We start from the raw sequence: 21355 nt of genomic DNA, 5'->3' as shown, positions 1-21355 counted from the left end.
TGTCAAGCGCTTTTCGTGACCGGCGGCATGAGGGTTTCGTGAAGATCGTCTACACAAAGGGAACCACAATCACCCGATAAAATCGCGGCCCATTCCCATCCCACGATTGCTCGACTGATGCCCTCATCGTTCGCATTGCAGGACCAGACCCTCCTTTCCCATGCGCTCGATGGCCTGCCGTTCGGCTTCGCCGCCGTGACAGCCTCGGGAGAGCTGCTGTACGCCAACGCCTGGGTCGCGGCGCGCCTGCGCGAGCACGAGCCGTCAGGGTTCATGGGCCTGTGGGATGCGGGGAGCCGCGATCGGCTACTCGCTGCCTTGCCGCTGGCCGCCCCCGGGAACGGGGTGCGGGAGCTGGCCCTTGTCACGGCGGACGGCGATACCGTGCGGGTGTCACTCGAGGCCCGGCCCGGTCTGCCGGCCACCGTGGCTGTCACCATCCGCTCCGCGAACCCGGAGACAGGGAGCACCGGCGCCGCCGAAGACCGACGCCTGGCCCTGATCGAGATCGGCAACCTGCTGCGCGACCTCGAAGATCCGGCCGAAATCGCCTATCGAGTCGCCGAAGTGCTGGGCCGGACGCTCAAGGTGAGCCGGGCCGGGTACGGCACGATCGACCCCGTCGCCGAGACCATCGCGGTGGAGCGTGACTGGAACGCGCCGGGTATCCAGACCCTCGCCGGCGTGCTGCACTTCCGCGATTACGGCAGCTACATCGACGAGCTGAAGCGCGGCGTGACCACCGTGATAACCGATGCCAGGACGGACCCACGGACCGCGTCCACCGCCGACGCGCTGGACGGGATCCGCGCGCTGTCCTTCATCAATATGCCGGTGACCGAGCGCGGCGGCTTCGTGGCCTTGCTATATCTCAACCACGAAGTGCCCCGTGAATGGCCCGAGGAAGAGATCAGCTTCGTCAGTGAAGTGGCCAGCCGCACGCGCGTGGCGGTGGAGCGGCGCCGTGCAGAGCACGAGTTGCGGTTGCTCGCCAAGGACCTCGAGCGCCAGGTGGTCGAGCGTACCTATGAGCGCGACCGGGTCTGGACCCTGTCCAGCGACATCCTGGTCGTCGCCGACACCGAAACGCGCCTGCTCTCGGTCAACCCGGCGTGGACCGCCATCCTCGGCTGGAGCGAGCGCGACACGATCGGCCGCTCCTACCTCGACTTCGTTCATCCGGAGGACGTGCCGCGCACGCAGGATGAAACCGGTCACCTTGCCGAGGGCGAAACGACGCTTCGCTTCGAGAACCGCTATCGCACCGCCGACGGCGGCCTGCGTACGCTTTCGTGGCGCGCGGTGCCGAGCGATGGGCTGATTTTCGCCGTGGCGCGCGACGTCTCGGCCGAGCGCGAGCGTGACGCCGCTCTCGACGTGGCCCAGGAACAGCTGCGCCAGGCGCAGAAGATGGACGCGATCGGCAACCTCACCGGCGGCGTGGCGCACGACTTCAACAACCTGCTCCAGGTGATCAGCGGCAACCTCCAGCTCCTCTCGGCCGACGTCGCCGGGAACGAACGCGCCGAGCGTCGCGTCGCCAACGCCATGGCCGGCGTCACGCGGGGTTCCAAGCTTGCTTCCCAGTTGCTCGCCTTCGGCCGTCGCCAGCCGCTGGCACCCAAGGTGGTGAATATCGGTCGTTTTGTCCGCGACATGGACGAACTGCTGCGCCGCGCCTTGGGCGAGGCGATCGAAGTGGAGACCGTGATCGGCGCCGGCTTGTGGAACACGCTGGTGGATCCTTCGAACGTAGAGAACGCGCTGCTCAACCTCGCGATCAATGCGCGCGATGCGATGAACGGGCAAGGGCGCCTCACGGTGGAAGCCGGCAACGCCTTGCTCGACGACGCCTATGCCAAGGCCCACGGCGACCTTCGCCCGGGGCAGTACGTGATGCTGGCCGTGACTGACACCGGCGCCGGTATCTCGCAGGACATCCTCGGGCAGGTCTTCGAACCGTTCTTCACCACCAAGCCCGAAGGCCGCGGTACCGGACTGGGCCTGTCGATGGTCTACGGCTTCGTGAAGCAGTCCGGTGGCCACGTGAAGATCTACAGCGAGCCCGGTGAGGGCACGACCGTGAAGATCTACCTGCCGCGCTCTACGCAAGGCGAAGATCGTGTGGTCGAACTCGAAGAAGAGAGCGTACGTGGTGGCGACGAGACCGTCCTGGTCGCGGAGGACGACGAGCAGGTGCGCGAGACCGTGGTCGGGCTGCTCGCCGACCTGGGTTACCGCGTACTGAAGGCGCGCGATGCGGAAAGCGCATTGTCGATCATCGAAAGCGGTATCGCGATCGACCTGTTGTTCACCGACGTCGTCATGCCGGGTCCGCTACGTAGTCCTGAACTAGCCCGCAAGGCCGTCGAGCGTCAGCCGGGCATCGCCGTGCTGTTCACCTCCGGCTACACAGAGAACGCCATTGTGCACGGCGGCCGGCTGGACGAGGGCGTGGAACTGCTGAGCAAGCCGTACTCGCGCGAGGCGCTGGCGCGCAAGATTCGCCAGGTGCTCGCCGGCCGCGTGCCGCGTACCCCCGTAGGCCCCACCGCTGCACCCGCGCCTTCGATGCCGCCACCGAACGGTGTGCCGGCGCCGTTGCGCGTGCTGGTGGTCGAGGACGATGCGCTGATTCGCATGTCCATCGCCGAGATGCTCGATAGCCGTGGACACGTTGTTTTCGAAGCCGGGGACGGGCACGAAGCCATGCGCCTGCATGGCGCCGAAGCGATCGACATCCTGCTTACCGATGTCGGCCTGCCGGGGATGAATGGTGTGGAGGTGGCCGAGCGCATGCGTGAAGTGCAGCCGTTGCTACCGGTGATCTTTGCCACCGGCGATCACAATGCGAATGGCGTGCAGCGCGATGCGCGCACGGCCGTTATCGTCAAGCCGTATGGGGTGGCGGATCTTATGGAGGCCATTGGGCGGGTGGCGCGGGTTCCGGCCTGAGAGCATCGCCGCTGAAGCGGCTCCCACAGGTATCAAGAGCATCGCCGCTGAAGCGGCTCCCACATGGGCTGGTGCTTTCTGTGGGAGCCGATTCATCGGCGAAGGGTGCTAGCGATAACGAAGGGTGCTAGCGATAACGCACCCTGCGCTGGGTCAAGGCAACATATGCCCCCCAGTCACCCCGTAAGTCTCCCCGGTAATAAAGCTCGCCTCCTGCGAAGCCAGCAGCACATACACCGGCGCGCACTCCACCGGCTGCCCGGGACGCTTCAGCGGCACGTTCTTGCCAAACTCCACCAACTTTTCCTGCGGCTGCCCGCCGCTCGGCTGCAGCGGTGTCCACACGGGACCCGGGGCCACGGCATTCACGCGAATACCCTGTTCCGCGACCTGCTTGGCGAGGGCCTTGGTGAAGGCGACGATCGCGGCCTTCGTGGGCGCATAGTCGAGAAGAATGTCCGAGGGCTCGTACGCCTGGATCGATGCCGTGTTCACGATCGCGGCGCCCGGCGGCATATGCGGTAACGCGGCCTTGCACAGCCAGAACAACGCGAACACATTGGTCTGGAAGGTTTCCTGGAAGGCAGCACTGTCCAGCTCATCGATGGACTTGGCGAACTGCTGGCGACCCGCGACGTTCGCGAGGATGTCCAGGCCGCCCAGTTCCTTCACGGCCCTATCGACCAGCTTCTTGCAGAAGGCCTCGTCTTTCACGTCGCCTGGTACGCCGATGACGTTATGGCCTTCGCCGGTAAGTAGCGCGATCACTTCATCGGCATCTTTCTGCTCCGACGGAAGATAGTTGATCATCACGCTGGCGCCCTCGCGCGCAAAGGCGATCGCTGCCGCCCGGCCGATACCGGAATCGCCGCCGGTGACCAGGGCCTTGCGATCCTTCAGGCGGCCATTGCCGCGGTAGCTGGTCTCGCCGTGATCCGGCTTCGGCACCATCTCCCCGGCGAGGCCAGGCGCAGGCTGTGGCTGCTTGGAGAAATCCGGTTGCGGGTACTGCGTGCGCGGATCGCGCATGGCATAGGGGTCGTACGTGGCGTGCTTCGCCATGGGGGAGGTCCTCGGGGTGGGGAGGCCTCCGGTTTACGGGTCGGGACGTCCATGTCCCGTCCACGTCATGTCATTTGCCCATGCCGCCGAGCATGCCCTTGCCCTGCTTGAGCACGGCCTTGCAGACCTTCTTCGTGAGCTGCGCCTTCATGTCCCCCGTGGCCGAGCTGTCCGAGCCAGCGGCGCCGCCCAGGTCCACGGTCTTGCCGTCCTTGGACTTGAGCAGGCCCTTGGCGCCGTCGAGGAAGCTCGGGTCCTGCGTGGGCGCGGCGGCGGTCTCGGAGGACTTGCCACCCAACTTGCCGAGCAACTGGTCTTTCACCCCCGAGGCGCCGCTGTCGCCGCCGAGGTAGTTGTTGGTGACGCAGTACTGCAGGATGCCAGCGGCGTTGCCCATGCTGCCGGAGGTGAGCGAACTGGTCGATCCGCCCGCCAGCCCCTTGAGACTGTCGAGTTGCCCGGCAGACGCGATGCCGGATGCGAGGGTGAGGGAAAGGGCGATGCCGGCGAGGACGGTCTTCATGACGTTGGCTCCGGGGTTTCGAGGTTCCGAAGGGATAAACCTTCACGCGTTAGATGGATGTATGCGCGGCCGCCGCAGGGCCGTTCTGGCCGGTTATGCTCGGACGTTCCATCCGCGACAGGTCCCGGCCTTGCCCAGCACCCGCCCCTCTTTTCGCACCGCCATGTGTGCCGCCTCTTTCATGACCCTTGTGGGGGCCGCTTCAGCGGCGATTGGCGCCACCGGCGCCGTGACCATCAACACCCCCCGCGTCGAACGCAGCGACACCCCCACCTACGTCGACGCCAAGACCCCACGCTTCTCCTGGCTCGTCCATTCCAGCGTCAACGGAACGCGCCAGACCGCCTACCGCATCGTCGTCACGCACGACGGCAAACCGGTATGGGACACCGGTGACGTCGCCTCGTCGCGATCCTTCGACATCGACTACACCGGCCCGGCACTGCAACCTGGCCAACGCTACGAATGGCGCGCCGATGTCCGTACCACCGATGGAAAGGCGAGCACGGCTTCGTACTTCGATACGGCATTGCAGGCATCGGATTGGCACGGGGCGCAATGGATCGGCAAGGCTGACCAAGCGAGCATTCCCGCACCACTGCTGCGCAAGCCATTCCACGTCGACGCAAACGTCCAGCGCGCCACGCTTTACATCGCAGCAGGCGGCTACGCCGACCTCTCCATCGACGGCCGGGCCGTGAGTGACGCGGTTCTGTCACCCGGCTTCACCGACTACGACAAGCGCGTCGAAGTCGTCGCCACCGATGTTGCCCTGGTGCCGGGCGAGCATACCCTCGGCGCCGAACTTGGTCGCGGCTTCTACGGCATGACCAATCCCAATGTATGGCATTGGGAGCGGGCGCCGTGGCACGGGCAGCCGCGTCTGCGTGCCCTGCTGCGCGTGCGTTATGCGGACGGCCGTGTGCAGGACATCGTCAGCGACGAAAGCTGGCGCATCGCCGATGGCCCGACACGGCTCGACGATCTCTACGGCGGTGAAACCTACGACGCGCGCGAGGCGTCGCCGACCGCCTGGGCGCCAGCCACGGTTCTTCCGGCACCCCGGGGCAAGCTCGTCGCACAAACGGAACAGCCCATCCGCGTCATCGACACGTTGCACGCCACGTCGGTCACCGAGCCCCGGCCGGGCGTCTTTGTTTTCGCCTTTGCACGTGTCATCGCTGGCTGGGCAATGGTCGACGTGACAGGGCCGACGGGAACGACCATCACCGCGCACTACGGCGAAAAACTCATGCCGGACGGCACCGTGGACGCCCGCGACGAACACCACTATTTCAAGGCGGGTTTCCAGACGGATCGCCTGACTCTCGCCGGTGGGCGAGAGCAGTGGCACCCGCGTTTTTCCTACAAGGGTTTTCGCTACGTGCAGGTCGAAGGGTGGCCCGGCGGTAAACCCGGCCTTGCCGCCGTTACCGCGCAGGTCATCCACACGGATGTCGCCGTGACCGGACGGTTCGACAGTTCGAATCCGTTGCTCAGCTGGATACATGAGGCGGCGGTCGACACCCTGCTCAACAACCTCTACGGCATTCCCACCGATACACCGATGTACGAGAAGAACGGCTGGACCGGTGACGGCATGCTCGGTGCGGACATGTTCCTGCGTAACGTCGATGCCGACCGCCTGCTGGCGAAGTGGGTGCGCGACATCGCCGACACGCGCAAGCCGGACGGCGCGCCGTTGCTGATCGCGCCGAACCCTGGTTGGGGCGATGCGCGCGCGCCGACCTGGCATGCCGCCTATGTGCTCGTGCCGTGGTCACTGTGGATGAATGCGGGTGACCGTCGCCCCATCGAGGAACACATCGATGGCATCGCACGTTACGTGGCCATGGAAAACGCGCGCTCGCCCGGAGGGATCGCCGATACGGAACTGGGCGACTGGGTGAGTCCGGAAACCGACCCCGGCGGTGAGAACGCGCCCGAGGACAAGCGTGTCGCTGCTACTGCCTACCTTTACCGGATGCAGCGCGTCACGGCGCAGATGCTTCGCCTGCTCGGCGACGATGCGAAGGCGAAGGATTTCGACACGCAGGCCGATGCCGTTCGTGATGCCTTCAACGCACGCTTCCTCGATCGGACGGCGGCTCGCTACCGCGGTGAGGGTGATAACGGTTACCGGCAGGCACACAACCTGCTGGCGCTGGCGTTCGGGCTGGTGCCCGACGAGCTACGCGATCGCGTCGCTGCCGGTGTCGCGGCGGACGCGAAGGCCCGCGGCGATCACCTGGACACCGGTGCGCTGGCGACAAAGGTGATCCTCCCGGTGCTCACGGCGACCGGTCACGCCGACGAAGCCTGGCGCATCGCGACCCAGGTCACCTTCCCGAGCTGGGGCTTCTGGCGCGATAACGGCGCGACCAGCCTCTGGGAGCACTGGAAGCTGGCGTCGCGCTCGCGGGGGCACTATTTCCTCGGCACGGTGGATGACTGGTTGTTCGGCGACGTCGCCGGATTGCGTCCGCTGGCGCCGGGTTGGCAGCGGATCGAGGTGCGGCCGGCGGTGACGGCGTGGCTGGACCATGCGTCGGCGGCGGTAATGACACCTTATGGGGAGGCATCGGTGGCGTGGCGCAAAGTGGGTGGCCGGGTCGAGATGGATGTGCACGTGCCGGTGGGGGCGGAGGCTGTGGTGGGGTTGCCGGGGCGGGCTGATGAGGTTGTCGGGTCCGGTGATCATCACTTGACCGGCAGATCTTCCGGGGAATCTTCTGTAGGAGCCGATTCATCGGCGATCGGGGAAGAGCATCGCCGCTGAAGCGGCTCCCACAATAGACAAGGCTCTCGGACCGCACCGTTCACAAACCTTTCGTAAAGCCCTGCGATTCCCCGCCGTTAATGCATATACGGGGTCGTAAACAGGGTGACGGTAGATGTCTGCATTGAAGAACTGGTTCGGCCGCACGACGCTGAATACGCGCGTGTGGATGGTCATGTCGGTGGTGGTGCTGGGCCTGGTCGGCCAGACTGTCATGTCGGGGATCGAAAGCCGGCGCGTGCAGATGGAGCAGCTCGCCAATACGCTGGAGCAGCATGTGACGGCGGCGATTGCCATCGCGGACGCGTATCACGCGCGCGCCGAGAAGGGCCAGACCAGCGACCTCGAAGCGCGCATTGCTGCGCTCGACGACATCCAGGCGATGCGCTGGTCGAACAATAGCGGCTATGTCTTCGCCTTCGATTCGGCGCTGACCATGCGCATGCATCCCCTGCGTGCCGACGACATCGGCAAGAACATCCGCGAGGACAAGGACGGCAAGGGCTTCCACCAGTACGTGGCCATGCTCGACGCCGACACGAAGGAAGGTCACGGCATGACGCGCTACACGCAGGTCATGCCCAAGACCAACGAGCTCAAAGACAAGATCAGCTATTCCAGCTGGTACAAGCCCTGGGACCTGCACTTCATCTCCGGGGCTTATTTCGACGATATCGACGCGGCCTTCCGCGCACAGCTCGAAAAAGACCTGCTCAAGTCAGGTGCCATCGCTGCGCTCGCGCTGCTGGTGGTCTGGCTGTCGATGAGCAGCATCCGCTCGACCGTCGGTGGCGAGCCGCGTGACGCCGTGCATATCGCCGGCCGCATCGCCGGCGGTGACCTGCGCAGTGACGGTGAAGCGTACGCGCCAGCCAGCTTACTGGGTGCCCTTGAGCGGATGCGCGGCACGCTTTCCTCCATCGTGTCCGAGGTGCAGCAGGGCGCGCACGTGGTCTCGACGACCTCGGGGGAGATTGCGCGTGGCAACGACGATCTGTCCCAGCGCACGCAGGAGCAGGCGTCCAGCCTGGAAGAAACCGCGGCATCGATGGAAGAGATGACCGCAACGGTGAAACAGAACGCGGAGAATGCGACCGCTGCCGACCGCCTCTCGCGTCATGCGCGTAGCGAAGCCGAGAGGGGCGGTACCGTGGTGGGTGAAGCCATGGACGCCATGCGTGATATCGGTGACTCCAGCCGCCGCATCGGCGACATCGTTGGCCTGATCGACGAGATTGCTTTCCAGACCAATCTGCTGGCGCTTAACGCAGCCGTCGAAGCGGCGCGTGCCGGTGAACAGGGCAGGGGCTTCGCCGTGGTCGCGGCGGAAGTACGCCGACTGGCTCAGTCCAGCGCGGCAGCGTCGCGCGAGATCAAGGGTCTGATCGCTGAAAGCGGCGAGCGCGTGGAGGTCGGCGCGGCACTCGTCGAGCAGTCCTCGCTCGCCCTGCGCGACATCGTGGCCAGCGTAAAAAAGGTGACCGACATCGTCGCCGAGATTGCTGCCGCGAGCGCCGAACAGTCGGCGGGCGTCGATCAGGTCAACCTGGCGATCGCACAGATCGATCAGGTGACCCAGGAAAACGCGGCGCTGGTGGAAGAAGCGGCTGCCGCGGCTAAGTCCATGCAGGACCAGGCGGATTCACTGAGCCAGCAGGTCGCGTTCTTCACCGTCGACGGCGCCACCGCAGGCGGCCGCGTGGCGCAGGCCTCGGCGGCCGAGCGTACCGCGCACGACCTCACGTTCGGCCAGACCGCCGCCTACGCTTAAGTGACAAAAGCTCATTAAAGACCTGCGAACAAGTCGCTTCAGTCACGAGTGACTGGCGCCTATGGTGGTCCTCGTCCCCCATCCAGACGAGGAAAACCACCATGTACGCCATTACCGGAATCACCGGCCAGGTCGGCACCGCCCTTGCCAGCGCGTTGTTCGCTGCGGGCAAACCCTTCCGCGCCGTCGTTCGTGACGCCGCCAAGGGCAAGCCGTTCGCCGAGCGCGGTGCCGAAGTCGCCCTTGCCGGGATCGATGACACGCCCGCCCTGACCCGCGCCTTCGAAGGGGCCGAGGCCGTCTTCATCCTGTTGCCGCCGGTGTTCGATCCGTCACCGGGTTACCTCGAGTCGAATCGCAGCATCGCCTCCATCCGTGACGCGCTGGTCGCCGCCAGGCCGGACCGCGTCGTGGTGCTGTCGACCGTCGGCGCGCATGCCACGGAAGAGAACCTGCTTTCGCAACTGGGTCGCATGGAAGACGAACTCGGCAAACTGCCGATGCCCGTCACCTTCCTCCGCGCGGGCTGGTTCTTCGAGAACGCGCAGTGGGATGTCGCTTCGGCCCGCGACACGGGCATCATCGACAGCTACCTCCGCCCGCTCGATCGCAAGCTGCCAATGGTCGCCACGAAGGACATTGGCGAGCTGGCTGCGAAACTACTCGGCGAGCCGTCGACCGGCGTCCGCGTCGTGGAGCTCGAAGGGCCGGAGCGGACCAGCCCGAACGACATCGCCGCCGCCCTCGCCAGGGCGCTGGGTCGGGATGTCACGGCCCGCGTCGTTCCACGCGCGGAATGGGAAGGCCGCTTCGTCGCCCAGGGCATGACCAACCCGACGCCGCGGATGCGCATGCTCGACGGTTTCAACGAGGGCTGGATCGACTTCGAGGGAACCTCGGTGAAGGGCGTCACGGGCATCGACGCCGTGATCGAACAGTTGGTGAGTCGCGGCGGCTGACCTATCCTGCCTTGCAACGAATTGCCTGAGGAACGCCCCCATGGGTCACGCCGCAAGTTACGTCCATGGGGCGAGCGCCACGGCGCTACTCGGTGAAACGGTGGGGGCGATGCTGGAGCGCATCGTCACCCGCTGGCCCGAACGGCCAGCCCTGGTCGCACGCCAGCAGGGCATCCGCTGGACCTACCGCGAATTCCATGACGAAGTGGAGCGCGTCGCTGCCGGACTCCTGTCACTCGGCCTCGAGCCCGGCGACCGGGTCGGCATCTGGGCGCCCAACCGTGCGGAGTGGGTGGTGGCGCAGTTCGCTGCGCCAAAGGCCGGGCTGATTCTGGTCAACATCAATCCGGCCTATCGTTCGCACGAGCTGGCGTACTCCCTGAACAAGGTGGCCTGCCCGGCGCTCATCCTGCCGCGTGCCTTCAAGACATCGCGTTACCTGGAAATCCTCGGCGGCCTGGCGCCCGAGCTGGCGACGTCGGTGCCCGGCGGCCTCCGCGCCGCGGCCCTGCCCGACCTGCGACACGTCATCCTGCTGGACGACGAGGCAGCGCCCGGCACCCGGCGCTGGGCCGACATCGCGGCCGATGCGCAGGCGCGGGCGAAGCTTGCGGCCATCGCCTCCGAACTCTCCTTCGACGATGCGGTGAACATCCAGTTCACCTCCGGCACCACGGGCGCACCGAAAGGCGCGACCCTCACGCACCACAACATCGTCAACAATGGTTTCTTCATCGGGGAGGCGATGCGTCTTACCGAGGAGGACCGCCTGTGCATTCCCGTGCCGTTCTACCACTGCTTCGGCATGGTGCTTGGTAACCTCGCCTGCGTGACGCATGGTGCGTGCATGGTCATCCCGGGTGAGGGCTTCGACGCGCTCACCACGCTTGAAACCGTGGCCGAAGAACGATGTACGGGCCTGCATGGCGTGCCCACCATGTTCATCGCCGAACTGGAACATCCACGCTTCCGCGAGTTCGACCTCACCTCGCTTCGCACGGGCATCATGGCCGGTTCGCCGTGCCCGATCGAAGTCATGCGTCGCGTCGTGCGCGACATGCACATGAGTGAGGTCACCATCGCGTACGGCATGACCGAAACCAGTCCCGTGAGTTTCCAGACCGTCGCGGAGGATCCCCTCGAGCTTCGTGTGTCCACGGTCGGTCGGGTGCATCCCCACGTGGAGGTCAAGATCGTCGATGAAGAAGGGCGCGTCGTACCGCGAGGCAGTACCGGCGAGCTGCTGACGCGTGGCTATTCGGTCATGCGTGGTTACTGGGCGGACGAAGCCAACACGCGCGCCGCGCTCGACGAAGCCCGCTGGATGCACACGGGCGACCTGGCCACTCTCGATGAGGACGGCTACTGCAGCATCGTTGGTCGCCTGAAAGACATGATCATCCGCGGCGGCGAGAACATCTATCCGCGCGAGATCGAGGAATTCCTCTACGGTCACCCGGACATCCAGGACGTACAGGTGTTCGGTGTACCGGACCAGCGTCTCGGCGAGCAGGTCTGCGCGTGGATTCGGCTGCGGGAGGGCACCTCGGTTTCCGCTGCAGCGATCCAGGATTATTGCCGGCGACATCTGGCCTACTTCAAGGTGCCGCATTACGTGCGCTTCGTGGATGCGTTCCCGATGACGGTGACGGGCAAGGTGCAGAAATACCTGATGCGCGAATCGATGATTGCCGAACTTGCCGAACTTGCCGAAAAAGCGAGCGCCTAGATCGCCGCAAGTTTTTGCCTCCACCTCGGATTCACGCCGTGACCACCACCCTGTTTCACAGGGGTGGGGGTACTGCTCATGATGAGGCGCCACGTGAAACGAGTCAGAAGATTCCATCCGGCAACGCTGTTTACGGCGTTCCTTTTCGCGCTGGCCGGTGTGGCCACCCTGTTGGGTGGCATACGACTCGTCAACCTCGGCGGCTCCATCTACTACCTGGTCGCCGGCGCAGTGCTGCTTGTCGTCGCGATCCTGCTGCTCCTGCGGCAGCGCCTGGCCGTCGGCCTTTATGCGCTGATGCTCATCGGTAGCGCGGCCTGGTCCGTATGGGAAGTCCATTGGGATTTCTGGCAGCTTCTGCCCCGCCTGGACGTGTGGTTCGTTCTGGGCCTTTGGCTTTTGCTGCCCTGGCCACGACGCGGACTCAGCCGTGACCGCTACTACGACACGGCACGCGATACCGGCGGCGGCTTCCTGTTTGTTTCCCTGCTGATCGTCGCTGCCGTCGGCATTGTCGGTGTGTTCCATGTCGATCACGACCTGCCGGGCGAATTGCCCATGGCCGATGTGTCCGGACCGCAAGGTGACCGCGCCGCACGTGCGGACGCCGACTGGACCGACTACGGCAGCTCGCCGTACGGCCAGCGTTACTCGCCCCTGAAGCAGATCACCCCGGACAACGTGGCCCAGCTCCAGGTGGCATGGAAGATCGAGACCGGCGACAAGGTCGGTCCTGACGATCCGACCGAGACGACGGCCGAAAACACGCCGCTCAAGATCGGCGACACCGTGTACCTGTGCACGCCGCACAGTCGTGTGATCGCCGTCGATGCGGCGACCGGACAGAAGCGCTGGGAGTTCGATCCGAAGATACAGAGCCCCGTGGGCTTCAAGCACTGGGAGCACATGACCTGCCGTGGCGTTTCGTATCACGATGACGCGAAGTACGCGTCCGCGATCATTCCGGCACCGGCGACCACGGCGCCCGGGGTTCCTGCCGCCGCTTCCACCGCCGCGTTGCCGCCGACCGCTGTCGCGACGACGTGCGCGCGCCGCTTGTTCCTGCCGACCGCCGACGCGCGCCTGATCGCGCTGGATGCGGATTCCGGCCAGCCCTGCGCCGACTTCGGCGACAAAGGCACGATCAACCTGCGCGGTAACATCGGTCCGTTCACACCGGGCGGGTACTACTCCACCTCGCCGCCGGCCGTGACCAAAGACCTCGTCATCATCGGTGGTCATGTCACCGACAACGAATCGACCAACGAACCCTCGGGCGTGATCCGCGCCTACGACGTGCACGACGGTCACCTGGTCTGGAACTTCGATCCGGGTAACCCCGACGCGACCGCCCCGATTGCTGCAGATGGCATCTACACGCGCAACTCGCCGAATGTCTGGTCGCTCTTCAGCGTCGACGAGAACCTCGGCATCCTCTATCTGCCCATGGGCAACCAGACGCCCGACCAGTTCGCCGGCGGCCGTACGCCGACCTCGGAAAAGTTCGGCGCAGGCCTGGTTGCGCTCGACGTGGCGACCGGCAAGCTGAAGTGGAATTACCAGTTCACGCACCACGACCTGTGGGACATGGACGTGGGTGGCCAGCCGACGCTCGTCGACCTGCAGACCGCCGAAGGTGTGAAGCCCGCCGTGGTGGCCTCGACCAAGCAGGGCAGCGTCTACGTGCTCGATCGTCGCGACGGTACGCCCATTGTTCCGATCAACGAAGTGCCGCGTCCGCAGGGTGCCGTGCCCGGTGACCACACCGCGCCGACCCAGCCGCTTTCCGATCTCAACTTCGCACCGCCGCAGGTGACCGAGCAGGACATGTGGGGCACGACACCCTTCGACCAGCTGTGGTGCCGCGTGCGCTTCCGCTCGCTGCGCTACGAGGGCATGTTCACGCCGCCGTCGGAGCAGGGTTCGCTTGTGTTTCCGGGTAACTTCGGTGTGTTCGACTGGGGCGGCGTGTCGGTCGATCCGACCCGCCAACTCATGCTGATCAATCCCAGCTACATGGCCTTCCAGTCGAAGCTGATTCCGAAGGAAACGCTGGCGAAGATGGAAGTCGGTCCGGCGAAGAGCGAAACCGAGGGTGTGAAGAAGGCCGAAGGCATTCCGTACGGCATCGAACTGTCGGCTTTCCTCTCGCCGCTGGGCATTCCGTGCCAGGCACCGCCGTGGGGCTATGTAGCCGGTGTAGACCTGCGCAGCGGAAAGATGCTCTGGCGCCACAAGAACGGCACCATCATCGACAGCGCCCCGTTGCCGATCCCGATGCCGCTCGGTGTGCCGAGCCTCGGTGGCATGGTCACCACCGCGGGTGGCGTTACCTTCCTCAGCGGCACGCTCGACTACTACGTGCGCGGTTACGACGTGCGCACGGGCAAGAAGCTGTGGGAGGCGCGTCTGCCTGCGGGCGGCCAGGCCACGCCGATGACGTATGCGGATAGCAGTGGCCGCCAGTATCTACTGGTGACCGCAGGCGGGCATGGTTCGCTGGGTACGAAGCAGGGTGATTGGGTGATTGCTTACGCGTTGCCAAAGCCCTGAGAGTAGCGGCGAAGCCTCAAAAGTATCGGCCACGCCGTAAAAACATCGCCGCTGAAGCGGCTCCCACACAAAGCTTGCGACCGGCAGTGTGGGAGCCGCTTCAGCGGCGATGCTTTATCAGCCCCTGTGGGAGCCGCTTCAGCGGCGATGCTTCAATCGGATTTCTTCGCCGTATTCGGCAACAACGCCGCCAGCAACCCGATCAGCGGCAGGAACGCGCATATCTGGTAAACCGCCTCGATCCCGATGTGGTCGGCGAGCTCACCCAGGATGGCCGCACCCAGTCCGCCCATGCCGAACGAGAAACCGAAGAACAACCCGGAGATCATTCCGACCTTGCCCGGTACAAGCTCCTGCGCAAAGACCACGATGGCCGGGAACGCAGATGCCAGAATGAGGCCGATCGCAATGGTCAGCGGAGCCGTCCAGAACAGGCTGGCGTACGGAAGCAGTAGCGTGAAGGGCAGGGTGCCGAGGATCGAAAACCAGATCACTCGTTTGCGCCCGAACCGGTCGCCCACCGGGCCACCGAGAATCGTGCCCACGGCCACGGCACCCAGGAACACGAACAAGTGCAGCTGCGCACTCTCCACCGATACGTTGAAACGGTGAATCAGGTAGAAAGTGAAGTAGCTGGTCAGGCTGGCCAGATACACATACTTGGAGAAGATCAGCGCGAGCAGCACGGCGATGCCGCGCTTGGCTTCGGCGCTGGTGTGCGTCACCGCCGGCTGTTTCGCCGCGCTCGCCTTCAGTCGCGGCAGGCCGTGGTGCTTGTACCACTGGCCGACGTTCCAGAGGATCGCGCCGGAGAGCAACGCCAGCAGAGCGAAGAAGGCCAGGCTCGACTGGCCCCAGCGCACGACGACGACAGCCGCAGCGAGCGGACCGAGCGCCTGCCCGGCGTTGCCGCCGACCTGGAACAGCGACTGCGCCAGGCCATGCCGTCCGCCGGAGGCCATGCGCGCCACGCGCGAGGATTCCGGATGGAACACCGACGAACCCATGCCAAGCAGCGACGCACCGACCAGCAGCATCGGGTAGGTATGCGCGATCGATAGCACCAGAAGGCCGGCGAGCGAGAACAGCGTGCCGCCCGGCAGGGCCAGCGGCGTCGGCCGGCGGTCCGCATAGAGGCCAACCAGCGGCTGCAGGATCGAGGCGGTGATCTGGTAGGTCAGCGTGATCAGGCCGATCTGCCCGAAGTCGAGGTGAAAACCTTCCTTCAGGCCCGGATAAATCGCCGGCAGCAGCGATTGCATCATGTCGTTGAGCAGGTGGCAGAAGCTGATGGCGAAGATCACGCCGAAAACAGTCGGGTCCGCGCGCGGTGTGTCCACCGTCACGCTGGCTGGCGCTTGCATGGGGTCGTCCTGGGGGATCGGGGAGCACTATGAGACCACGTCTGTCTCCGTCCCGCGCTAGGATATGGGTCACGCACATTGGAGATCGGGACAATGAGTGCGAAGTACGACCCCGTCGCGTTCGAGGCGGTCCCCCGGCCCGTGGTGTCGCGGGGCCACGAGTATCCGACGTCCTTCGAACTGGGTACCCACCAGCACCGGCGCGGCCAGCTGCTCTATGCGGCTGCCGGCACGGTCGCGGTGACGACGCCGGAGGGCGCGTGGATCGCCCCGCCCGAGCGTGCCGTCTGGATTCCCGGTGGCACGCCGCACTCGGTGCGCATGGTCGGTAGCGTGAGTACCCGGAGCGTCTACATCGAGCAGGCGGCGAGCGGCGCACTCGGCGATCACTGCCGCGTGCTTGCGGTAGCACCCCTGCTACGTGCCCTGTTGGTCGCGGCGGTGGATGTGCCGCGCGAGTACGACCAGGACGGCCGCGACGGCCTTCTCATGTCCCTGGTGGTGGAGGAGATCGCGCGCGCGCCGACCATCCCGCTGGCCTTGCCGCTGCCCACCCTGGCCCCGCTGGCCTCACTTTGCGCCGCTTTTCTCGAGCAGCCACGCATGAGCGAGACCATCGACGACTGGGCAGCCGACCTCGGCATGCATCGCCGCCGCTTCACCCGGCTGTTCCGCCGTGAAACGGGAACGAGCTTCGCGCAGTGGCGGCAACAGGCCTGCCTGCTGGTGGCCTTGCCGCGGCTCGCCGCCGGTGAAGCCGTGACGACGGTCGCGCTGGATATGGGCTATGAAAGCCCGACGAGTTTCTCGACCATGTTTCGTCGCGTTCTCGGGAAATCGCCGAGCCACTATCAACCCTGACACGTCCCGCGCATCAGCCGTCAGCCGTCTTCGTATCGATCGCAGCGTGCGGGCAATTCGCCCGGATGATGCACTCGATGGCCTCGGCCGGCGCAGGGCCCACGTCGACGCGAAGCGCCTCGTCCGTCGATGGTTCCTCCAGCGTCGCTAGCTGGCTGTCGAGAAGACGTGGGTCGAAGAAGTGTCCGTTGCGATGGCCAAGGCGCTCGGCGAGAAGATCGCGCGAGGCGTGCAGGTAAACGAATCGAACATCGTCGTATCCCCCTCGCAGGAAATCACGATAACGCCGCTTCAACGCCGAGCACGCCAGCACCAGCGACTCGCCGCGCTCGCGATGCCTGTCCATCTCGGCCACGATTGCCTCCAGCCATGGCTGCCGGTCGGCATCGTCCAAGGGGATGCCGTGCGCCATTTTCTCGCGGTTGGCCGTGGGATGCAGGCTGTCGCCGTCGATAAAAGGCTGGCCCAGGCGGACTGCCAGGCCTTCGCCGATCGTGCTCTTGCCGCTGCCGGAAACGCCCATGACGATAGTGATCATGACGCCAAGCATGCCTCGAATCGGGCCGAGGAATCGTGAAGTGTAGGAGGGATTTAAAGTGTGTCCCACATGGCGTGGCGTACTATCCGACGCTGGTCCCCAACGACAGTCACCCCATGGACACGATCGACCTCCGCAGCGACACCGTCACCCGGCCCACCGACGCCATGCGCGAAGCGATGCTGCGCGCCCCGGTCGGCGATGACGTCTATGGGGAAGACCCGACCGTCAACGCGTTGCAGGAACGTCTCGCCGGCGACCTCGGTTTCGCGGCCGCACTCTTCGTTCCCACGGGGACGCAGAGCAACCTGATCGCCCTGATGGCGCATTGCGAACGCGGCGACGAATACATCGTCGGTGCCGATGCCCATACGTATCGCTTCGAAGGCGGCGGTGCTGCCGTCCTGGGCTCCATCCAGCCACAGCCCATTCAGCAGGACGCCGATGGCAGCCTGCCGCTGGACAAGGTCGAGGCGGCGATCAAGCCGGTCGATCCGCACTTCGCCCGCTCGCGGCTACTCGCGCTGGAAAACACCTGGCACGGCCGCACGCTCGAATTCGGTTACATGGCAAAGGCCCGTGAACTGGCGACGCGTCGCGGCCTTGGTTTGCATCTCGACGGCGCCCGCATCTACAACGCCGCCGTCGCCTATGGACGGCCGGCACGCGATGTCGCCGCAGGCTTTGATAGTGTCTCGGTCTGCCTGTCGAAGGGTCTGGGTGCACCGGTGGGTTCGGTGTTGCTTGGCGACACCGCGCTGATCGAGCGCGCGCGTCGCTGGAAGAAAGTTACTGGCGGCGGCTGGCGCCAGGCCGGCATGCTCGCCGCCGCGGCGATGCATGCGCTGGACAACCACGTGGAACGACTCGCCGACGATCACGCTCGCGCAAGCCGTCTCGCCGAGGGCCTGCGCCGCGTCGATGGCCTCAACGTCACGGCCTGCCACACCAACATGGTTTTCCTCGATGTGCCGGCATCACGCCTGAAGGATCTGGCCGCACACATGTCGAAGGCCAGCGTGCGCCTGAGCATCGGCTATTTGCCGTCGATCCGGCTGGTTACGCACCTGGATATCGACGATGCCGCCGTCGAGCGGACGATAGCCGCGTTTGCGTCGTTCGCTTACTGACGCGGCGCCATCAGCTTGCGCTGCAACGAGTAAAGAATGGCGGCATCCGTCGCGTCGAGCGTGTCGGTTTCCATCGCGCGGTAATGCCGATGAAAGGCGATGATCGCGTTACGCGGGTTGCTAACGTCGTAACCGACAAGGCGCATGGCTGCCAGGCTGTCGAAGTTCGGCGGCGCGGGTATGAGGACCGCGTCTGGCCACAAGCCGAAACCATACCGAGCCAGCGTTGCCCACGGAAACTGCACGCTGGGGTCGTTCTTGCGTCCGGGTGCGATGTCGCCGTGGCCGACCACCGCGTCGCGCGGAATACCCAGTCGCGAGGTAAGGTCGGCCAGCAGGTTCACCAGTGCCTGGATCTGCGGCTGGGTGAAGGGCGAGTTGCCATCGTTGTCGATCTCGATGCCGATGGACGATGAATTGATATCGGTCATGCCTGCCCAGCGCGAGGCGCCGGCATGCCACGCACGGGCGTTGTCGTCGACGAGCTGGTCGATGCGGCCGTCTGCCTCAACCAGATAATGCGCGCTGACCGGGCCCTCGCTGTTTCGCGTACTGAGGACGCGAAGCGCCGCCGCGGGATCGCCGATGGACGTATGGTGCAGAACGATCAGCTGTGCCTTGCGGACATTGAAGTTCGGCGAGGGGGTCCAGTGGGCGAGGGCGCTGCGCTGCGGTGCGGCCGTCGGCGTGCTGGCGCAACCGACCAGGAACAACAGGAAAAGGCCGGCCGCCGCACGGTGTAGACCCATGGCGGCGGTGGCGGCCCGGAGCGTCATTCGACGCGGAAGTCGCAGCTGGTGATCACCCATTCGATCTCGTCACCGACGTCGCCAGCGTCTTCGCGAGAAGCGACGACGATCTGAAGATCGACGCAGTCGTGTCCTTCGGACAGCCACTGTGTTTTCTCCAGCGCCATGCCAGATTTTTTCAGTGCGGCGCGCAGGGCCGGGAGGTCGGTGGCGACGAGCTCGATGCCCTCATGAATGAGATGGCCGCCCATGACTTCGATGTCGCAGAGCTTGTCGTCGAGGAAACGCAGGCGCAGCCAGTCGTTGCCTTCAGGTGAGCTGTACTCGTCTTCGTCGTCCCACATGTTCTCGCCGCCGGCCTTCCAGCCGAGCGCGTCGCGAAGCTTCTTGCGTGGCATGCCGAAGAAGATATCGGTGCTATCGCGGCGGATGCCGCGACCGGGAACCAGTTCGCAATGTTCCATGGCTGTCCTCGTCAGGTGGCGCGGGAGACCCGCCCGTAAAGCATGAAGGTGGTGTGCCGCATGCGAATAGACGTTCGCGTCCGCGCAGAATCAGGGCTTATGGTCACGACCAAGGTAGTCCTCACTCTGCATCTCGATCAAGCGCGATTCAGTGCGCCCGAATTCGGCGCGCACCTTGCTGCCGTCATACAGTTCGGTGATCGGCGCGGCGGCGGAAAGCACGAGCTTGACGTGGCGGTCGTAAAATTCGTCGACCAGCAGCACGAAACGCTTGGCCTCGTTCTCGGAGTAGACGGTGAACTGTGGCACGTTGGAAATGATGATTGCGGGGAACGTCCGCGCCAGCTCGATGTAATCGGCGACGGCGCGCGGCCCTTCGCATAGCGCGGTGAAATCGAACCAGGCGATGTTCTCGGCGCGCTTGCGCACGGGTATCTCACGGTTGTTCAAAACGATCGAACCGCCATCCAGCGTCTCGCCCTGGGCCTGGCCGGTGAAGATGCGCGCGAGCGAACGCTCGGCTTCCGCGCCGGGCGGCACCATGTATACCGAGGCCTGGCTCAACGCACGCAGCCGCCAGTCACGCGGCGAAATCATTTCGTGCACCACGCACTGCGCTTCGATCGCAGCGATGGCCGGCAGGAAACGGGCACGTTGCAGGCCGTCCTTGTAGAGGCCCGATGGCGGCGTATTCGACGTGGTGACCAGGGTCACGCCACGGGCGAACAGGCCGTCGAGCAGGCCGGCAAGGATCATCGCGTCGCCGATGTCGGAAACCAGGAACTCGTCGAGACAGAGCACACGGCACTTCGCGGCGAGCCGCTCCGCGACTTCATCGAGCGGATTCTGTCGCTCGCCCATGTCGCGCAGCATGGCGTGGACTTCGAGCATGAAGCGATGGAAGTGGCGACGCAGCGCCAGTCCCGGCGCGAGGCTCGACACGAACAGGTCCATCAGGAAGGTCTTACCGCGGCCGACGCTGCCCCACAGGTATAGACCGCGGACGGCCTTGCGCGGCTCGCTGCCCAGCATGTTGCGCAGGCGGCCGAAGAGACCGCCGGTGGCAGGTTCCGGCGCGCACAACGCCGCATGGAGGCGGTCGAACTCCGCGATGACAGGCAATTGGGCGGGATCGGATTCCCAGCGGTGCCCGGCGATGCCGTCCCGGTAGCGTTCGCCCGGTGTCGATTCCGCACAGTTCATGCCGCGCGCGGTCCCGGCAGCCAGCCCTTCACCGCGTTCTTGATCGCGCCGCGCAGGTCCATCAGGCGGCGATGGAAGAAGTGGCTGGTGTCTTCCATGCGGACCAGCTGGGGACGCTTGCTCTCGGGCAGGCTGTCGATCCAGTCGTAGACGGCCTGCGGCTCGACGATTTCGTCCGCGTCGCCCATGACGACCAGCCAGGGGCAGGTCGGCAGTTCGAGGGGGCCGAAGTCCCAGCCACGGCCGGCGGCGGGCGGCGCGATGCTGATCAGTGCGTCGGCACGAAGGCTCACCGCATTGCGCAAGGTCACGTAACTACCGAACGAGAAGCCGGCCAGCCAGAGCGCTGCGCCTGGGCGCGTCTTGCTCGCCCAGGCGACGACGGCGGCGAGGTCGTCGCTTTCACCGTTGCCGCTGTCGAAGGTGCCTTCGGAGCCGCCAACGCTGCGAAAGTTGAAGATGACCGTATCGACGCCGGCCTCGCGCAGCGAGCGCTCGATCATGGTCACCACCTTGTTGCGCATGCTGCCGCCGTCGGTGGACAACGGATGGCAGATCACGGCGATGGCGTGACGGGCGACATCGGGGGCGGCGGCGCGGGCTTCGCATTCCAGCTTGCCCGCGGGGCCCGCGAGCGCGAAGCTGGCGGTCTCGTCCGGAAAATGCTCCGGCGCTTCAGATAGATGTTCGCTCATGCCGTTAATGATACCCGCCC

Annotated in this window: 16 protein-coding genes; 8 read left to right on the top strand and 8 right to left on the bottom strand. The window is 65.4% G+C overall.

What is annotated here, in order from left to right:
• The first annotated feature begins 117 nt into the window (after positions 1–117).
• Positions 118–2955 carry a response regulator gene (locus ACVWWJ_RS21700; protein ID WP_456969437.1) on the top strand — a complete coding sequence of 946 codons (2838 nt, stop codon included), beginning with the start codon at positions 118–120 and terminating at the stop codon, positions 2953–2955.
• A 153-nt stretch (positions 2956–3108) separates the two neighbouring features.
• Here ACVWWJ_RS21700 and ACVWWJ_RS21695 read toward each other — a convergent pair whose 3' ends face one another.
• Together ACVWWJ_RS21695 and ACVWWJ_RS21690 are read right to left on the bottom strand one after the other, a co-directional pair.
• A complete protein-coding gene (locus tag ACVWWJ_RS21695; protein WP_456969436.1) occupies positions 3109–4017 on the bottom strand; it encodes an SDR family oxidoreductase in 909 nt (302 codons plus the stop codon).
• A gap of 70 nt (positions 4018–4087) precedes the next feature.
• A complete protein-coding gene (locus ACVWWJ_RS21690; protein ID WP_159896886.1) occupies positions 4088–4540 on the bottom strand; it encodes a DUF2501 domain-containing protein in 453 nt (150 codons plus the stop codon).
• A gap of 181 nt (positions 4541–4721) precedes the next feature.
• Here ACVWWJ_RS21690 and ACVWWJ_RS21685 point away from each other — a divergent pair, with 181 nt between their 5' ends.
• The 5 genes from ACVWWJ_RS21685 (at position 4722) to ACVWWJ_RS21665 (ending at position 14331) form a co-directional block, all read left to right on the top strand.
• Positions 4722–7319, top strand: coding sequence for a family 78 glycoside hydrolase catalytic domain (locus tag ACVWWJ_RS21685; RefSeq protein WP_456969435.1), 2598 nt, complete (start codon positions 4722–4724; stop codon positions 7317–7319).
• Between the two features lie 115 nt (positions 7320–7434).
• Positions 7435–9090, top strand: coding sequence for a methyl-accepting chemotaxis protein (locus ACVWWJ_RS21680; protein WP_456969434.1), 1656 nt, complete (start codon positions 7435–7437; stop codon positions 9088–9090).
• A gap of 101 nt (positions 9091–9191) precedes the next feature.
• Positions 9192–10049 carry an NmrA family NAD(P)-binding protein gene (locus tag ACVWWJ_RS21675; protein ID WP_456969433.1) on the top strand — a complete coding sequence of 286 codons (858 nt, stop codon included), beginning with the start codon at positions 9192–9194 and terminating at the stop codon, positions 10047–10049.
• A 40-nt stretch (positions 10050–10089) separates the two neighbouring features.
• Positions 10090–11778 (top strand): AMP-binding protein, encoded by a 1689-nt coding sequence (locus ACVWWJ_RS21670; protein ID WP_456969432.1) that lies wholly within the window; start codon positions 10090–10092, stop codon positions 11776–11778.
• A gap of 93 nt (positions 11779–11871) precedes the next feature.
• Positions 11872–14331, top strand: coding sequence for a membrane-bound PQQ-dependent dehydrogenase, glucose/quinate/shikimate family (locus ACVWWJ_RS21665; protein ID WP_456969431.1), 2460 nt, complete (start codon positions 11872–11874; stop codon positions 14329–14331).
• Positions 14332–14483: 152 nt separating this feature from the next.
• On the opposite strand, the gene ACVWWJ_RS21660 is transcribed toward ACVWWJ_RS21665, so the two are convergent.
• A complete protein-coding gene (locus tag ACVWWJ_RS21660) occupies positions 14484–15695 on the bottom strand; it encodes an MFS transporter (protein ID WP_159889548.1) in 1212 nt (403 codons plus the stop codon).
• A 93-nt stretch (positions 15696–15788) separates the two neighbouring features.
• Between ACVWWJ_RS21660 and ACVWWJ_RS21655 the strand changes: the two genes are divergently transcribed.
• A complete protein-coding gene (locus ACVWWJ_RS21655) occupies positions 15789–16556 on the top strand; it encodes an AraC family transcriptional regulator (protein WP_456969430.1) in 768 nt (255 codons plus the stop codon).
• Between the two features lie 13 nt (positions 16557–16569).
• Here ACVWWJ_RS21655 and ACVWWJ_RS21650 read toward each other — a convergent pair whose 3' ends face one another.
• A complete protein-coding gene (locus ACVWWJ_RS21650; protein WP_159889544.1) occupies positions 16570–17094 on the bottom strand; it encodes a gluconokinase in 525 nt (174 codons plus the stop codon).
• Positions 17095–17210: 116 nt separating this feature from the next.
• Here ACVWWJ_RS21650 and ltaE point away from each other — a divergent pair, with 116 nt between their 5' ends.
• Positions 17211–18224 (top strand): low-specificity L-threonine aldolase, encoded by a 1014-nt coding sequence (ltaE, locus tag ACVWWJ_RS21645; protein ID WP_456969429.1) that lies wholly within the window; start codon positions 17211–17213, stop codon positions 18222–18224.
• On the opposite strand, the gene ACVWWJ_RS21640 is transcribed toward ltaE, so the two are convergent.
• The 4 genes from ACVWWJ_RS21640 to ACVWWJ_RS21625 all read right to left on the bottom strand — a co-directional run bounded on the left by ACVWWJ_RS21640 (position 18218) and on the right by ACVWWJ_RS21625 (position 21335).
• Positions 18218–19033 carry an N-acetylmuramoyl-L-alanine amidase gene (locus ACVWWJ_RS21640; RefSeq protein ID WP_456969428.1) on the bottom strand — a complete coding sequence of 272 codons (816 nt, stop codon included), beginning with the start codon at positions 19031–19033 and terminating at the stop codon, positions 18218–18220. The two genes, ltaE and ACVWWJ_RS21640, sit on opposite strands and share 7 nt — an antisense overlap.
• Positions 18997–19437: a hypothetical protein gene (locus ACVWWJ_RS21635; protein ID WP_159889540.1), complete on the bottom strand. Its 441-nt coding sequence runs from the start codon at positions 19435–19437 to the stop codon at positions 18997–18999. Before ACVWWJ_RS21635 ends, ACVWWJ_RS21640 begins: the two co-directional genes overlap by 37 nt.
• 90 nt (positions 19438–19527) lie before the next feature.
• On the bottom strand, positions 19528–20640 hold the full coding sequence (gene zapE / locus ACVWWJ_RS21630) for a cell division protein ZapE (RefSeq protein WP_456969427.1): 1113 nt from the start codon (positions 20638–20640) through the stop codon (positions 19528–19530).
• Entirely contained in the window at positions 20637–21335 is a 699-nt protein-coding gene (locus ACVWWJ_RS21625) for an alpha/beta hydrolase (protein ID WP_456969426.1), read from the bottom strand. Before ACVWWJ_RS21625 ends, zapE begins: the two co-directional genes overlap by 4 nt.
• Positions 21336–21355 lie beyond the last annotated feature (20 nt).

It is taken from the genome of Luteibacter sp. HA06, assembly GCF_054061215.1.
The sequence above is the reverse complement of the archived record's forward strand: the minus strand, read 5'-3'. Positions and strand labels throughout refer to the sequence as shown.

Bases quoted from the DNA above. Each gene is read 5' to 3' on its own strand.
- ACVWWJ_RS21660 (WP_159889548.1), bottom strand. From the start codon at position 15,695: ATGCAAGCGCCAGCCAGCGTGACGGTGGACACACCGCGCGCGGACCCG.
- ACVWWJ_RS21700 (WP_456969437.1), top strand. From the start codon at position 118: ATGCCCTCATCGTTCGCATTGCAGGACCAGACCCTCCTTTCCCATGCG.
- ACVWWJ_RS21635 (WP_159889540.1), bottom strand. From the start codon at position 19,437: ATGGAACATTGCGAACTGGTTCCCGGTCGCGGCATCCGCCGCGATAGC.
- ACVWWJ_RS21650 (WP_159889544.1), bottom strand. From the start codon at position 17,094: ATGATCACTATCGTCATGGGCGTTTCCGGCAGCGGCAAGAGCACGATC.
- ACVWWJ_RS21695 (WP_456969436.1), bottom strand. From the start codon at position 4,017: ATGGCGAAGCACGCCACGTACGACCCCTATGCCATGCGCGATCCGCGC.
- ACVWWJ_RS21640 (WP_456969428.1), bottom strand. From the start codon at position 19,033: ATGGGTGATCACCAGCTGCGACTTCCGCGTCGAATGACGCTCCGGGCC.
- ACVWWJ_RS21680 (WP_456969434.1), top strand. From the start codon at position 7,435: ATGTCTGCATTGAAGAACTGGTTCGGCCGCACGACGCTGAATACGCGC.
- ACVWWJ_RS21675 (WP_456969433.1), top strand. From the start codon at position 9,192: ATGTACGCCATTACCGGAATCACCGGCCAGGTCGGCACCGCCCTTGCC.
- zapE (WP_456969427.1), bottom strand. From the start codon at position 20,640: ATGAACTGTGCGGAATCGACACCGGGCGAACGCTACCGGGACGGCATC.
- ACVWWJ_RS21670 (WP_456969432.1), top strand. From the start codon at position 10,090: ATGGGTCACGCCGCAAGTTACGTCCATGGGGCGAGCGCCACGGCGCTA.
- ACVWWJ_RS21685 (WP_456969435.1), top strand. From the start codon at position 4,722: ATGACCCTTGTGGGGGCCGCTTCAGCGGCGATTGGCGCCACCGGCGCC.
- ACVWWJ_RS21655 (WP_456969430.1), top strand. From the start codon at position 15,789: ATGAGTGCGAAGTACGACCCCGTCGCGTTCGAGGCGGTCCCCCGGCCC.
- ACVWWJ_RS21625 (WP_456969426.1), bottom strand. From the start codon at position 21,335: ATGAGCGAACATCTATCTGAAGCGCCGGAGCATTTTCCGGACGAGACC.
- ltaE (WP_456969429.1), top strand. From the start codon at position 17,211: ATGGACACGATCGACCTCCGCAGCGACACCGTCACCCGGCCCACCGAC.
- ACVWWJ_RS21690 (WP_159896886.1), bottom strand. From the start codon at position 4,540: ATGAAGACCGTCCTCGCCGGCATCGCCCTTTCCCTCACCCTCGCATCC.